At 72.6% G+C, this 12,886-nt stretch carries 11 protein-coding genes and 1 pseudogene; 3 read left to right on the forward strand and 9 right to left on the reverse strand.

Annotated elements, in window-relative coordinates; translation table 11 throughout:
• The first annotated feature begins 13 nt into the window (after positions 1-13).
• Positions 14-919, forward strand: coding sequence for a phytanoyl-CoA dioxygenase family protein (locus QQG74_RS25205; RefSeq protein ID WP_341717188.1), 906 nt, complete (start codon positions 14-16; stop codon positions 917-919).
• Positions 920-1,127: 208 nt separating this feature from the next.
• Here the strand turns inward: QQG74_RS25205 and QQG74_RS25210 are convergent, their stop codons facing one another.
• From QQG74_RS25210 to QQG74_RS25225, 4 genes are all read right to left on the reverse strand, one after another.
• The gene (locus QQG74_RS25210; RefSeq protein ID WP_341717189.1) at positions 1,128-1,415 is read right to left on the reverse strand and encodes a GlsB/YeaQ/YmgE family stress response membrane protein; all 288 of its coding nucleotides are present in this window, start codon (positions 1,413-1,415) and stop codon (positions 1,128-1,130) included.
• A gap of 349 nt (positions 1,416-1,764) precedes the next feature.
• Positions 1,765-2,055: a GlsB/YeaQ/YmgE family stress response membrane protein gene (locus QQG74_RS25215; protein ID WP_189047845.1), complete on the reverse strand. Its 291-nt coding sequence runs from the start codon at positions 2,053-2,055 to the stop codon at positions 1,765-1,767.
• Positions 2,056-2,587: 532 nt separating this feature from the next.
• Complete coding sequence (gene lepA, locus QQG74_RS25220) at positions 2,588-4,465, reverse strand: translation elongation factor 4 (RefSeq protein ID WP_341717190.1); 1,878 nt, start codon at positions 4,463-4,465, stop codon at positions 2,588-2,590.
• 146 nt (positions 4,466-4,611) lie between these two features.
• The gene (locus tag QQG74_RS25225; protein ID WP_341717191.1) at positions 4,612-5,145 is read right to left on the reverse strand and encodes a DUF4240 domain-containing protein; all 534 of its coding nucleotides are present in this window, start codon (positions 5,143-5,145) and stop codon (positions 4,612-4,614) included.
• 30 nt (positions 5,146-5,175) lie between these two features.
• Here QQG74_RS25225 and QQG74_RS25230 point away from each other — a divergent pair, with 30 nt between their 5' ends.
• Together QQG74_RS25230 and rpsT are read left to right on the forward strand one after the other, a co-directional pair.
• Positions 5,176-6,171 carry a phosphotransferase gene (locus tag QQG74_RS25230; RefSeq protein WP_341717192.1) on the forward strand — a complete coding sequence of 332 codons (996 nt, stop codon included), beginning with the start codon at positions 5,176-5,178 and terminating at the stop codon, positions 6,169-6,171.
• A gap of 113 nt (positions 6,172-6,284) precedes the next feature.
• Positions 6,285-6,551, forward strand: coding sequence for a 30S ribosomal protein S20 (gene rpsT, locus QQG74_RS25235; RefSeq protein ID WP_341717193.1), 267 nt, complete (start codon positions 6,285-6,287; stop codon positions 6,549-6,551).
• 271 nt (positions 6,552-6,822) lie between these two features.
• On the opposite strand, the gene QQG74_RS25240 is transcribed toward rpsT, so the two are convergent.
• The 5 genes and pseudogenes from QQG74_RS25240 to QQG74_RS25260 all read right to left on the reverse strand — a co-directional run bounded on the left by QQG74_RS25240 (position 6,823) and on the right by QQG74_RS25260 (position 12,712).
• Positions 6,823-7,341, reverse strand: coding sequence for a hypothetical protein (locus QQG74_RS25240; protein ID WP_341717194.1), 519 nt, complete (start codon positions 7,339-7,341; stop codon positions 6,823-6,825).
• A complete protein-coding gene (holA, locus tag QQG74_RS25245; protein WP_341717195.1) occupies positions 7,338-8,318 on the reverse strand; it encodes a DNA polymerase III subunit delta in 981 nt (326 codons plus the stop codon). Before holA ends, QQG74_RS25240 begins: the two co-directional genes overlap by 4 nt.
• A gap of 119 nt (positions 8,319-8,437) precedes the next feature.
• The gene (locus tag QQG74_RS25250) at positions 8,438-10,810 is read right to left on the reverse strand and encodes a ComEC/Rec2 family competence protein (RefSeq protein WP_341717196.1); all 2,373 of its coding nucleotides are present in this window, start codon (positions 10,808-10,810) and stop codon (positions 8,438-8,440) included.
• Positions 10,807-11,801, reverse strand: a pseudogene (locus QQG74_RS25255) (ComEA family DNA-binding protein). The gene QQG74_RS25250 and the pseudogene QQG74_RS25255 overlap by 4 nt, the downstream one beginning before the upstream one ends.
• 143 nt (positions 11,802-11,944) lie before the next feature.
• Positions 11,945-12,712: an SDR family oxidoreductase gene (locus QQG74_RS25260; protein ID WP_341717197.1), complete on the reverse strand. Its 768-nt coding sequence runs from the start codon at positions 12,710-12,712 to the stop codon at positions 11,945-11,947.
• Positions 12,713-12,886 lie beyond the last annotated feature (174 nt).

A 12,886-nucleotide genomic window follows, 5' to 3' on the forward strand; every position in this document is an offset into this window, starting at 1 on the left:
GGAGGGGTACGACGTGGCATTCGACTACGGCGACCGGACCGGCTACGAACCGATCAGCGACGTCGACCGCAAGGAGTTCCATGAGCAGGGCTTTCTCCTGCTGCGCAACGTCCTGACCGAGGACCACCGGGCTGCCCTTGAGGCCGCGGTCGACCGGGTCTACGAGGAGGAGAAGGCCAAGGGCAAGACCACCAAGGACGGCACCCTGCACCTGCTGGGCTTCCTTGAGCGCGACGAGCTCTTCGGCGACCTGCTCACCCACCCGATCGCCTTCCCCTACATGTGGGGCCTGGCCGGGTGGAACATCTACAGCCACCACAACCACCTGGACGTCACCCCGCCGGCGCTGGAGCCGGAGAAGCCGTACTGGGGTTGGCACCAGGACGGGTACCGGCAGAACTCCGACCCGGAGACGATGGACCCGAACCTGCCCCGGCCGATGTTCTCGCTGAAGGTCGCCTACGTGCTCTCCGACCTGTCCGAGAACGGCCGCGGCGCGACCAAGGTCATCCCCGGCAGCCACCTGTGGAACTCGCTGCCCCGACCGGCCGACACCACGGTGCACAACCCGGACCCGGAGGGCACCGTCGAGATCACCGCCAACCCCGGCGACGCCTTCATCTTCGACCGCCGCCAGTGGCACTCCCGCTCGACGAACCTGTCGAACATCACCCGCAAGATGCTCTTCGTCGGCTACACCTACCGGTGGATCCGCCCGCTGGACGAGCTGCACATCGACACCGACGGCGAGTGGTGGGCCAACCGCACGCCGGTGCAGCGCCAGCTCTGCGGTGAGGGCACCCACACCGCCAACTACTGGGGCATCAACTGGGACGGCTACATCGACGACGAGATCCCGCTCCGCAAGGAGCTGAAGCAGCGCGGCCTGCTCAACCGCAACATCCCCTGGCTCCGCTGAGGTGCAAGGAAGGGACCCCTGTTAACGCCTGGTGCATAGCAAGGGCCCCCTTTTAACACCCGTGCCCGCCCGGCTCAGCCACCGGGCAGAGACCCCTGCCCGCCCGGCTCAGCCACCGGGCAGGCCCCTGCCCGCCCGGCTCAGCGAGCGGCGTACGGCACACGAAGGCGCCCGACCTGAACGGTCGGGCGCCTTTCGAGTTGCACGGTTACCGGTGGGTGACCCCGCGACGGCTGCGGCCCACCCCGGAGACCAGCGCGACCGCGACCGCGGCCAGCAGCACCTGGAGCATCAGCTCCCGCCAGTCGATGCCGGCGGTCTCGGCGAAGCCGGAAGCGCGGGCGATCACGGTGCCGAGCAGCGCGGCGCCGACACCGATGAGCATGTGCAGCCAGATCGGCATGGGCTGCCGGCCCGGTACCACCAGCCGGCCCAGCGCGCCGATGATCAGACCGACGATCAGCGCGGTGATGATGCCCCAGACGGTGAGCTCCATGGTCGCTCTCCTTCACAAAAGAAGTTCCACAATTTGTGGCGTTGCTGTCGTGACCGCCTAATGCCCGACCCGTGAAGTTCCCAAACCGGCTTTTCCCGCCGGCACAGCGCATCGGACCCGAGAACCGGCACAGCGCATCCGACCGGCCGCAGAGGGTGGCGGCCGGCCACGAAGCGCCTGTCGCCACTCGCTCCCTCGCCAGGGAGAACTCCGTCGGCAGACGCGCCGCCGGGACCCGCGACGGGCGCCGACAGGACCCAGCCGCGACGACGACGAACTCGTCCGGATCGGGCTGACACGCCAGCGGGCGCCCGGCCAAGGTGGCCGGGCGCCCGCGAGGCGAATGTGGTTACCTGTGGGTGACGCCGCGACGGCGACTCCCTACACCAGCGACCAGGGCGACCGCGATCGCGGCCAGCGCCACCTGTACGGCCAGCTCAGCCCAGTCGACGCCAGCGGTCACGGTGGCGATGCCCATTGCGCGGGCGAGGACCGTACCGAGTAGTGCCGCACCGACGCCGATGAGCATGTGCAGCCAGATCGGCATGTCCTGCCGACCCGGCACCACCAGCCGGCCCAGCGCGCCGACGATAAGACCGACGATCAGCGCGGTGATGATGCCCCAGACGGTGAGCTCCATTGTCGCTCTCCTAACCGGAAGAAGTCATTTTGCGGGGGTTCCTGTCGTGCCGATCCAGTTCCCTCGGCACCGAATTCCCAAACCGCTCCCCACACCACGACACGCCGACGCACCCGACATGAACATGTCGCCCGTCGATAGCATCGGCCATTTCCGCACGTCGGACGAGACTCCCAGCCGCCGACCGCCGGACCCGGGGCACCGGACGCCGGCCGCCGGACCCGGGCACCAGACGCCGGCCGCGGGCCCGGGACGCCGGCCCGGACGCGGCCTCAGACGCCGGCTGCCGGACACGGGCCCGCGCGTGGCTTCCCAGACGCGGACCCGAACACCAGGCGCTAACCCCGGACGCCAGACGCGGACCCGAACACCAGACGCCGACCCGAACACCAGACGCCGAAACACCAGGCGCGGACCCGAACACCAGGCGCTAACCCCGGACACCAGGCGCGGACCCGAACACCAGGCGCGGACCCGGGACGCGGCCACCCGGACGCGGGCACCGGAGGCGCCCGGAGCATGCGGACCGGCGCTACTTCTTGCCGGGGGCCTTGCCGTCGCCGGAGTCGGAGGAGAGCGCGGCGATGAAGGCCTCCTGCGGGACCTCCACCCGGCCCACCATCTTCATCCGCTTCTTGCCCTCCTTCTGCTTTTCCAGCAGCTTGCGCTTACGGCTGATGTCACCGCCGTAGCACTTGGCGAGCACGTCCTTGCGGATCGCCCGGATGGTCTCCCGGGCGATCACCCGGCTGCCGATGGCCGCCTGGATCGGCACCTCGAACTGCTGGCGCGGGATCAGGTTGCGCAGCTTCGCGGCGATCGTGGTGCCGTAGGCGTACGCCTTCTCCTTGTGCACGATGGCGCTGAACGCGTCCACCGGCTCACCGTGCAGCAGGATGTCGACCTTCACCAGGTCGGAGGCCTGCTCGTCGGTGGGCTCGTAGTCCAGCGAGGCGTAGCCCTTGGTACGGCTCTTGAGCTGGTCGAAGAAGTCGAAGATGATCTCCGCTAGCGGCAGCGTGTAGCGCAGCTCGACCCGGTCGGCGGAGAGGTACTCCATGCCGAGCAGGTTGCCCCGCCGGCCCTGGCAGAGCTCCATCACCGCACCCACGTAGTCGTTTGGGGTGAGCACGCTGGCCCGCACCGTCGGCTCGTACACCTCGGCGATCTTGCCGGTCGGGTACTCGCTCGGGTTGGTGACCACGATCTCCTGGCCGTCCTCCTGGATGGCCCGGTAGACCACGTTCGGCGCGGTCGAGATCAGATCCAGGTTGAACTCCCGCTCCAACCGCTCCCGGATGATCTCCAGGTGCAGCAGGCCGAGGAAGCCACAGCGGAAGCCGAAGCCGAGCGCACCGGAGGTCTCCGGCTCGTACGTCAACGCGGCGTCGTTGAGCTTGAGCTTGTCCAGCGCGTCGCGCAGCGCCGGATAGTCCGACCCGTCGATCGGGTAGAGCCCCGAGTAGACCATCGGCTTGGGGTCCTTGTAGCCGCCGAGCGGCTCGGCCGCCGGGCGGTTGTTGATGGTGACCGTGTCACCGACCCGGGACTGCCGGACGTCCTTCACGCCGGTGATCAGGTAACCGACCTCGCCGACGCCGAGCGCGTCGGCCTTCACCATCTCCGGCGAGATGACCCCGATCTCCAGCAGCTCGTGGACCGCGCCGGTGGACATCATCTTGATCCGGTCCCGGGCACTGATCCGGCCGTCGATCACCCGCACGTAGGTGACGACGCCCCGGTAGACGTCGTAGACCGAGTCGAAGATCATCGCCCGGGCCGGCGCGTCGGCGTCACCGACCGGCGGGGTGAACTGCCGGACGATCTCGTCGAGCAGGTACGGCACCCCCTCACCGGTCTTGCCGGAGACCTTGATGCAGTCCGCCGGGTCGCCGCCGATCAGATGGGCCAGTTCCTCGGCGTACTTCTCCGGCTGCGCGGCCGGCAGGTCGATCTTGTTGAGCACCGGGATGATGTGCAGGTCGTTCTCGAGCGCGAGGTAGAGGTTGGCAAGCGTCTGCGCCTCGATGCCCTGGGCCGCGTCGACAAGCAGGATGGCACCCTCGCAGGCGGCCAGCGAACGGGACACCTCGTAGGTGAAGTCGACGTGGCCAGGGGTGTCGATCATGTTGAGCACGGCCTGCTCGCCGGTCCGCTCGCCCTCGCGGATGGTCCACGGCATGCGGACCGCCTGGCTCTTGATGGTGATGCCGCGTTCCCGCTCGATGTCCATCCGGTCGAGGTACTGCGCTCGCATCTGGCGCGGGTCAACCACGCCGGTGAGCTGCAACATCCGGTCGGCCAGGGTCGACTTCCCGTGGTCGATGTGGGCGATGATGCAGAAGTTCCTGATCCGCGCCGGGTCGGTGGCACCAGGAGCGTTCGCGCCGGGATCGAGCGTCGGTGGCACAGCGGTCCGTTCTGGTCGGCTGACGTTGAGCGGGCCGGCGCGTGCCGGCCTGCTCTATGCTCCCACGTCCCCGCCGGGCACCGGCCGGGCGTCCGTTCACTCCTGCCGACGGCGCGACGAAGGCCGTCGTACCGGGACCGCCGGGCTCACTCCTCGGGCGGCTCGACGAAGAGGGCGGCGAGCCGGGGCAGTCGGCGCCGGGCCTCGTCGGAGTCGTCGAAGTCCCAGAAGTCGTTCAGGTCCGGCACCGGCGGCGGCTCCCGGTCCGCCGGGAGATCGGTCGCGGTCGCCTTGCGGTACGCGTCCCACGGCACCGCCAGCATGTCCTCGCACTCGAACTCCTCGCCGCTGAGCGAGGCGGCCCGGACCTGGGGCAGCTCGGCCAGCGAATCCGGCTCGGCCACCGCGCGGGCGAAGACCTCCCGCCCCTGGGTCATCAACCAGCCGCGGAAGTACTCGAAGCCGTCGTCCGAGGCACCCCCATTGATCAGGTACGCGGCACCCCAGAGGTCGACCCGGTAGGAGGCGGCGAGCACCCGCTGCTGGTGGCGGGCGTACCCGACGATCTCCTCCGGATCGCGGTCGGCGAGCAGCGCGACGGCCCGCGCGGCGATGGCGCCGGGCTCTCCCCCACCGACGCGCGCCTGCTCGATCAGCTGCCAGAAGTCGTCGGTCCTCATGGCCTCGCAGTCTGGCAGACGTCGGGCAGCATGGTCGGGGTGAGCGCACCGTCCCCACCGCCCGTTTCGTACCACGCGACCGCCCAGCGGCCCGGCTGGCACACGCTGCCGGCGGCGGTGCGCTCGGCGATCTCGGCGCGGCTCGGCGCGGCGGTGGTCGGGGCCCGCAGTGCCGGCGCCGGCTTCACCCGGGGCTTCGCCGCGCTGCTGGACACCGCCGACGGGGCGAGCGCGTTCGTCAAGGCCGCGCCGCACGCCGAACAGCCGCACCTGGTCGACTGGTACGCCCGGGAGGCGGCGATCCTGGCCCGGCTGCCCGCCGGGCTGCCGGTCCCCCGGCTGCGCTGGACGCTCTGGCAGGCGGGCTGGTACGCGCTCTGCCTGGAGCCGGTCGACGGCCACACCCCCCGGCTGCCCTGGGCGCCGGCCGAGTTGGCCGCCACCCTCGCCGGCTACGCCGACGTCGCCGCCGCGCTCGCCGACCCGCCGGCCGAACTGGTCGCCGTCGGGCTGCCCCGGCTCGCCGACCTCGCCCGCGACGACATCCTCTGGTGGGACGAGGTGGCCGCCGGTCGGGAGCCGCTGCCACCGCTGCCCGCCCCGCTGCGCGGCCGGCTCGCCGACCTGGTCGACCTGGAGTCGCGCCTGCCCGGGTACGCGGCCGGGGCTGTCGGCCTCAGCCACGGCGACCTGCGGGTGGACAACGTGCTCATCGACGCCACCGGTACCGCCTGGTTCTGCGACTGGACCTGGCTCTGCCACGGGCCGGCCTGGTTCGACCTGGCCGGGTTGCTGATCACCGGGTACGCCAGCGGGCTGGACGCGGACACCCAGTTCGCCACCCATCCGGCCGTCGCCGGTGCGCCCGACGACGCGCTGGACGTGACCCTGGCCGCCCTGGCCGGCTACCACCTGACCGCCGCCGCCTCGGCACCGGCGACGGCCGCCGCCAGCCTCCCTGCCCATCAGCGGTGGACCGGTGAGCAGGCGCTCGGCTGGCTGGCCCGCCGACAGGGCTGGACCTGACCCGTTTTGGCCCGTCCGGGCCGACCTGGTAACCTGGCTCTTCGCGCAGCGATGACGCATGCTCGTCGCGCGCACAAGCTGACCAACCCGAGCTATCAAGACGAGGCTGTCGCGTGGCGAACATCAAGTCCCAGATCAAGCGCAACCGGCAGAACGAGAAGCGCCGGCTGCGTAACAAGTCGGTCAAGTCGTCGCTGAAGACCGCCATCCGCAAGTTCCACGAGGCCGCCGAGGCCGGTGACGTCGAGAAGGCCACCGCCCTCATGCAGGACGCCTCGCGGAAGCTGGACAAGGCGGCCAGCAAGGGCGTCATCCACGCCAACCAGGCTGCGAACCGCAAGTCGGCGATCGCCAAGCGCGTCGCGTCGTTCTCTGCCTGATCCGGCGAGCAGGATTCCGTCTGATCCGGCGGGCCAAGACCTGACGAGAGCCCCGGGGCCGCTGCCTCGGGGCTCTCGCACGTCCCTACCCGACCGCCGTCCCTACCCGACCGCCGTCCCTACCCGACCGCCGTCCCTACCCGACCGCGAAACGAGCCTGCCCGACCGCCGTCCCTACCCGACCGCGGAACTGGCCTACCCGACCGCGAAACGGGCCTGCCCAATTTCGACGCTGGCCAGCCCGACCCCGACGCTTGCCCGGGATACGCGATCACGACCCCGGATCGGCGGTACGCTCCCCACGCTGCTGCGTCGCGGTGGTGCCGGGAAGCGCCAGCGGCGGCTTGCGGCCCGGGTCGCCACCGGTCTCGGGATCGGGGACCTCGGACCGGATCCCCTCCACCGGCTCCGCGCTCACCAGCACACCGGCCACCCGGTGCGGGCGCCAGTCGACGCGTACCCGCCCGACGACCGGTTCCATCTGCCGCCGGAACCGGTCCCGCTCCTGTTCGGGTACGGCCGCGGCCGAGCGGACCACCGCCGCGGCCACCAGATCGTTGAGTTTGACCATCACCGCCACCGCCGCCGGCAGCACCAACACCGCCCACCAGCGCACCAACTCGGCGAGGACGAGCAGGCTCGCCAGCGCGATGGTCCCCTCGAAGAACACGAAGCAGAGCACCCCGCCCGGGTTGACGAAGCGCAGCCCGAGCACCCGCGCGTAGAGCGGGCGGTAGCGCTCCTCGTCGGCCGGGATCGTGGCCCACGAGCCACGGAGGGCTCCGCTCATCTGGTGCCGCCCTGTCGCGCGGCGGCCACCGAGAAGACCGCCTTCTCCAGCGCGTACGCCCGGTCGTCGGAGCCGCCCTTGACCGCCGCGTTGCACTCGGCCGCCGCCTGCATGGCCCGGACCAGTCCGTCCGGCGTCCAGCCGCGCGCCTGCCGTTGGGCCCGCTCGATCTTCCACGGCGGCAGGCCGAGACTGCTTGCCAACTGGTAGGGACTGCCCCGACCCGCCGAGGCGACCCGGGCCACGGTGCGGATGCCGTCGGCGAGGGCGTCGGCGATCGGCACCGGATCGACCCCCACGTGCAGCGCCCAGCGCAGCGCCTCCAGCGCGCCCGGAAGGTCACCGACCATTGTGGCGTCGGCCACGGTGAAGCCACTCACCTCGACCCGGCCCCGGTAGTAGCGGGCCACGGTGTCGGCACCGATCCGGCCGTCGGTGTCGGCGATCAGCTGCGAGCAGGCCGCCGCGAGTTCGCGCAGGTCGTTGCCGACCGCCGCGATCAGCGCCTCGGCGGCGTCGTCGGTGCACCGCCCGCCGGCCCGGCGGAACTCGTCGCGGACGAAGGCCACCCGCTCGCGGTGCCCCTTGAGCTTTGCCGCGGGCAGCACCTGCGCGCCTGCCGACTTCAACCCGTCGGCGAACGCCTTGCCCTTGGCCGCACCGAGGTGCTGCACGACGAGCTGCACGTCCGGGTCGGGATTCTTGGCGTACGCCAGCAGCGCGGCGACCAGATCCTTGCGGGCGTCCTGGCCCGACCGGAGCACCAGCAACCGGCGTCCGCCGAACAGCGACGGGCTGAGCATCTCGTCGATCTCGCCGACGCTGAGCTGCCCCGCGGCGTACTCCCGGACGTCGACGTCCGGATCGGCGGCTCGGGCGGCGGCGACGGTTTCGGTCACCGCACGCGTGGCGAGCAGCTCCTCGTCACCGAGGACGAGCACAATAGGAGCGGCGCTGGCGGCGATCACGCCGCCCATATTCGCACGCTCGGTGGCCTGGTCCAGCCCGGTCGACCGCACTGTGCGGGCGGACCCCGCACACAGCGCAAATCCAGACATCTATCTCTTTCTGCCACAAATGCTAATCTATTCATCGTTTATCCCGACTTCAGATCGACGCCACCGGTCACCACCGCCAGCCCTCCCGGCCCGCGCACCGTCGCCACGTCCCCGTCGACATCGGTACGCAGCACCCGCGCGCCGTTGCGGGACAGCCGGGCCAGCACCGCCTGGCTGGGATGGCCGTAGGTGTTGCCCGCACCCACCGGCACCAGCGCCACCGCCGGACGGACCGCGTCCAGAAACGCCGGATCCTGGTACGCCGAGCCGTGGTGGGGCACCTTCAACACGTCGGCACGCAGCCCGTCCGGCGGCAACCGCTCCCGCAACTCCCGCTGCAACTCGGTCTCGGCGTCCCCGGTGAGCAGAATCCGCACCCCGCCCACGGTGGCCAGCAGCACCAGTGAGTTGTTGTTCGGATCCGACCTGGTGCCGCGCATCGGGTACGGCGGACCGAGGACCACCAACTCGGCGTCGCCGGCCCGGTAGCGCCACCCGGCCGGTGCCGCCACCAGCGGGGTACCGTGCGCGGCGGCGGTGGCCCGGACCAGGTCCCGCCCGGTCGCCGGCTCCGGCCACTGCGGAACGAGTACCGTGTCCACCCGTCGACCCCGGAAGATCCCGGCCACCCCGCCGGTGTGGTCGACGTGGAAGTGGCTTACCACAAGCAGCGGCACCCGACGCACGTCGAGCCGGCGCAGGCAGGCGTCCGCCGCCGCCGGGTCCGGGCCGGCGTCCACCACCACCGCCCGACCGGCCGCCACCGGCAACACCACCGTGTCGCCCTGACCGACGGCGCAGACGGCGATCACCCAGCCCGTCGGCGGCCAGCCGGGCGCGAACACCCGGACCGGCAGACTGCCGAGCACCACCGCCAGCGCCAGCACCACCACCAGCCGGCGCAGCACCGGCCGGCGGACCGCCACCAGCAGGAGCAGGGTCAGCACGGCCAGCAGCAGCGCCCCGAACACCCCGTCGGGCCAGGGCAGGTTGCCGGCCGGCATCCGGGCGCCGTACCGGGCGACCAGCACCAGCCACCACGCCGGCCAGTGCGCCAGCCAGGCGACCCACTCGGCACCGGTCGGCCAGACCGGCGACCCGATCGCGGCCAGCACACCCAGCACGGTGGCCGGGGCGATCGCCGGCACCGCGAGCAGGTTGGCCGGCACCGCGACCAGGCTGACCGTCCCCGACAGGCCAGCGATCACCGGAGAACAGGCCAACTGCGCGGCGGCCGGCACCGCGAGCGCCTCGGCGGCACCCGGTGGTACGCCCCGCCGCCGCAGACCATCCCGCCACCTGGGCGCGAGCAGCAGCAGGCCGCCGGTGGCGAACACGGAGAGCGCGAAGCCGGCGTCGCCGGCCAGGTCGGGATCGACAAGCACCAGCACCGCCACCGCAGCGGCCAAGGCCGGCACCGCCGCCCGGGGTCGGCCCGCGGCCAGCGCGGCGAGCCCGATCGCGCCCATGGTGGCGGCGCGCACCACACTCGGTGACGGCCGGACCAGGATGACGAAGCCCACCAGGGCCAGTCCACAGAGACCGGCGGCCAGCAACGGACCGGCGCACGCCCAGCGCGCCAACAGCAGCACGGCACCCACGATGATCGCGACGTTGGAACCGGAAACCGCATTCAGATGCGTCATTCCGGTAGCCCGGAAGTCCTCCTCCACCGGGTCGGGCAGTTGGCTGGTGTCGCCGACGACCAGGCCGGGCAGCAGCCCACCCGGCTCGTCGGGCAGCGGCGCGCAGGCCCGTTGCAGACCGGCGCGGAGCCGACCGGCGGCCCGTTGCAGGGCCGACGGTGCGCCGAGCCGCGCGGGCGGCCCGCTGGCGATCAGCACGGCGCCGGTCAGATCGCCGCCGCGCGGTTCCGCCAGCCGCCCGCCGGCCGTGAGCCGTTGCCCGGGCAGCAATCCGCGCCAGGCCGGATCGTCGGCGAGCACCAGGATCCGGGCCGGTACGCTGACCCGCTGCCCGGCCGGGCCGTGGACGGTCACCAGCTTGGCGCGCACCAGCAGAGTCGGCGGACGGCCGACGATGCCACCGCGTACCGCCCGGGGGTCGTCCCGGACGACCAACTCGACGGTGACCCGGCCGCCCTGTTCGACCAGGGCACGCAGCGGCTCGGCGTCGCGGACGGCCAGCCGGGACGAGGTGGCCGCGCCACCACAGACGACACCGAGCAGGACCGCCACCGCGATCCAGCCGTAGCGACGGGTGCGGGTGCCGGGACTCCCGACGACCCCGAGCAGGTGCAGTGCCGCCAGCAGGGCGAGGCCCGCCGCGACGGCGGCCACCAGCAGCGTACGCCGGGCGTCGAGCTGCAATCCGGCAAGCGCGGTGAGCCAGGCCGCCACGGCCAGCCCGGCCAGCCGAAGGTCAGCCGGTTTCTCGTCGCCCGCCGTCACACGGTCACCAGGTCCTTGAGCTGTTCGTACCGTGCGTCGCCGATGCCGCTGACCTGGCGCAGGTCACCGACGGACCGGAACCCGCCGTGCTGATCGCGGTGCGCGATGATGCGCTGGGCCAGCACCGGCCCCACCCCGGGCAGCGTCTCCAGTTGGGCCGGGGTCGCGGTGTTGAGGTTGACCCGCCCTCCGGACGCCGGGTCGCCGGCCGGCGCCGCGCCGGGCTGTGCCGCCCCCGGTGGTGGGGTGGGCGGCGGCACGCCGACCAGGATCAGCTCGCCGTCGGAGACCTTGCGGGCCGGGTTCAGCATCGCCACGTCCACCCCGGGCAGGGCCCCGCCGGCCGCCTCGACGGCGTCGGCCACCCGCGCCCCGGCCGGTACCCGGACCAGGCCGGGTCGGCGGACCTTTCCGGCGACCGCGACGACCAGTTCCCCGACGCCGTACTGCCCGCCTCGGCACCGGCCGGGGCCGCCGGGCCGGCACCGACCGGTGCGGCCGGATCCGGGCTGACGGCAGCGTCCGTCGCGGCGACGATCGGCTCGACCTGGGGACGCGACCGCCAGGCCCAGCCGGCGGCGGCGAGCACCACCAGTACGGCGACCACCGCGAGCGCCCGCACACCCCGCCGGCCCGGATCGAACACACCTGGCCCCGGCAACCGCGACCCCAACGCCATCTCCGGCACCGGCTCGACCTGCACCGGAGGCGACCCATCGGCACGAAACGGCTCGGGCGGGTCGGATCGCGACTCGGCGGGCCGGAGCGACTCGGGCCGCGCTGGTCGCGGCCCGGCGCCACCCGCCGGGTCCGAGGCTGCCAGCCGCGGGCGGTCGGCGTGGACGGGCAGGAGCACGGTCGGCCAGGCCAGCCGGGACGGCGACGGCGGCTCGGCCACCGGCAGCGGCGGTACGTCGCCATCAGCCATCCGGGCACCGGGCATCAGCCGCCGCAGGCGCTCCCGGACCACCGTCTCCTCGTCGTTGGACACGGCGCGAGGCTAGGGCGACGACGGCGGCTTCTGCTTGCCGACAGTGCCCAGGTTGTGGACAACCGGCGGACTGTGGACAACGCCCTGATCATGCTCGTGATGTGCTAGGGCCCACCGCGCGGCCGGTTGTCCCGGCTACCTCCTCAGTGGGCTTGCGGGTCGAGACCGAGCGCGGCACGTCCGCCGTCCACCGGCAGGGTGACGCCGTTGATGAAGCTCGCCGCCGGGGAGAGCAGGTACGCCACCGCCTCGGCCACGTCCTGCGGCTGGCCGATCCGGCCCACCGGATGCAGTTGGGCCAGTTCCGCCTCGATCCGCCGTACCCGGTCCGGCTCCTGACCCGCGAGGAACGCCTCGTGCCGCTCGGTCGCCACCGAGCCGAGCGCGACCGCGTTGGCCCGGATGCCGTGCCGGCCGTACTGCACCGCAAGTGCCCGGGTGAGTCCTTCGACGGCGGCCTTGGCGGTGGCGTACGGCAGGCAACCGGGCACCGGGCGGCTGGCCTGGTGGGACGAGACGTTCACCACGGCACCGCCGGTGCCGGCGGCGAGGAAGCGGCGGACCGCGGTGGCGGCGCCGACCACGGCGGGGCGCAGGTTGCGGGTGATCAGGTCGACGACCTCGCCGACCGGGGCGTCGTGCACGGAGGCGTCCCGGAACACCGCGGCGTTGTTGACCCAGCCGATGAGTGGCCCGGCTCGTTCCGCGAGGTCGGCGGCGCGGGCCGCGACACCCTCGTCGGCGGCGTCGCCGACGAGGGCCACCAGCCGATCGGCCTCGGGATGTTCCGGCACCCAGGCGACCGCCTCCGGATCACGCTCGATCACCACGACGGTCGCGCCGTCGGCGAGTAGCCGCGCCACGATTCCCCGGCCGACTCCGCGCCCACCCCCGGTCACCACAAAGGACATCGGTCCGTACCTCCTGCGAGCCGCAACGAACTGCACGCCCCCATCCTGGCCCCGGCGCACCACCCACCCGGGCGCCGGTGCGGGCCGGCCACCCAAGGCGCAGGTGCGGGCCGGCCGACACAGGCGCAGGCACAGGTGCGACCCGGCCGACGCAGGCGCAGGTGCGGGCCGGCC

The organism is Micromonospora sp. FIMYZ51 (assembly GCF_038246755.1).
Lineage (GTDB): Bacteria > Actinomycetota > Actinomycetes > Mycobacteriales > Micromonosporaceae > Micromonospora.

Coding starts and splice junctions, on each gene's coding strand:
- QQG74_RS25210 (WP_341717189.1), bottom strand. CDS start 1,415: ATGGAGCTCACCGTCTGGGGCATCATCACCGCGCTGATCGTCGGTCTG.
- QQG74_RS25215 (WP_189047845.1), bottom strand. CDS start 2,055: ATGGAGCTCACCGTCTGGGGCATCATCACCGCGCTGATCGTCGGTCTT.
- QQG74_RS25225 (WP_341717191.1), bottom strand. CDS start 5,145: ATGAGGACCGACGACTTCTGGCAGCTGATCGAGCAGGCGCGCGTCGGT.
- QQG74_RS25230 (WP_341717192.1), top strand. CDS start 5,176: ATGGTCGGGGTGAGCGCACCGTCCCCACCGCCCGTTTCGTACCACGCG.
- QQG74_RS25240 (WP_341717194.1), bottom strand. CDS start 7,341: ATGAGCGGAGCCCTCCGTGGCTCGTGGGCCACGATCCCGGCCGACGAG.
- holA (WP_341717195.1), bottom strand. CDS start 8,318: ATGGGCGGCGTGATCGCCGCCAGCGCCGCTCCTATTGTGCTCGTCCTC.
- QQG74_RS25260 (WP_341717197.1), bottom strand. CDS start 12,712: ATGTCCTTTGTGGTGACCGGGGGTGGGCGCGGAGTCGGCCGGGGAATC.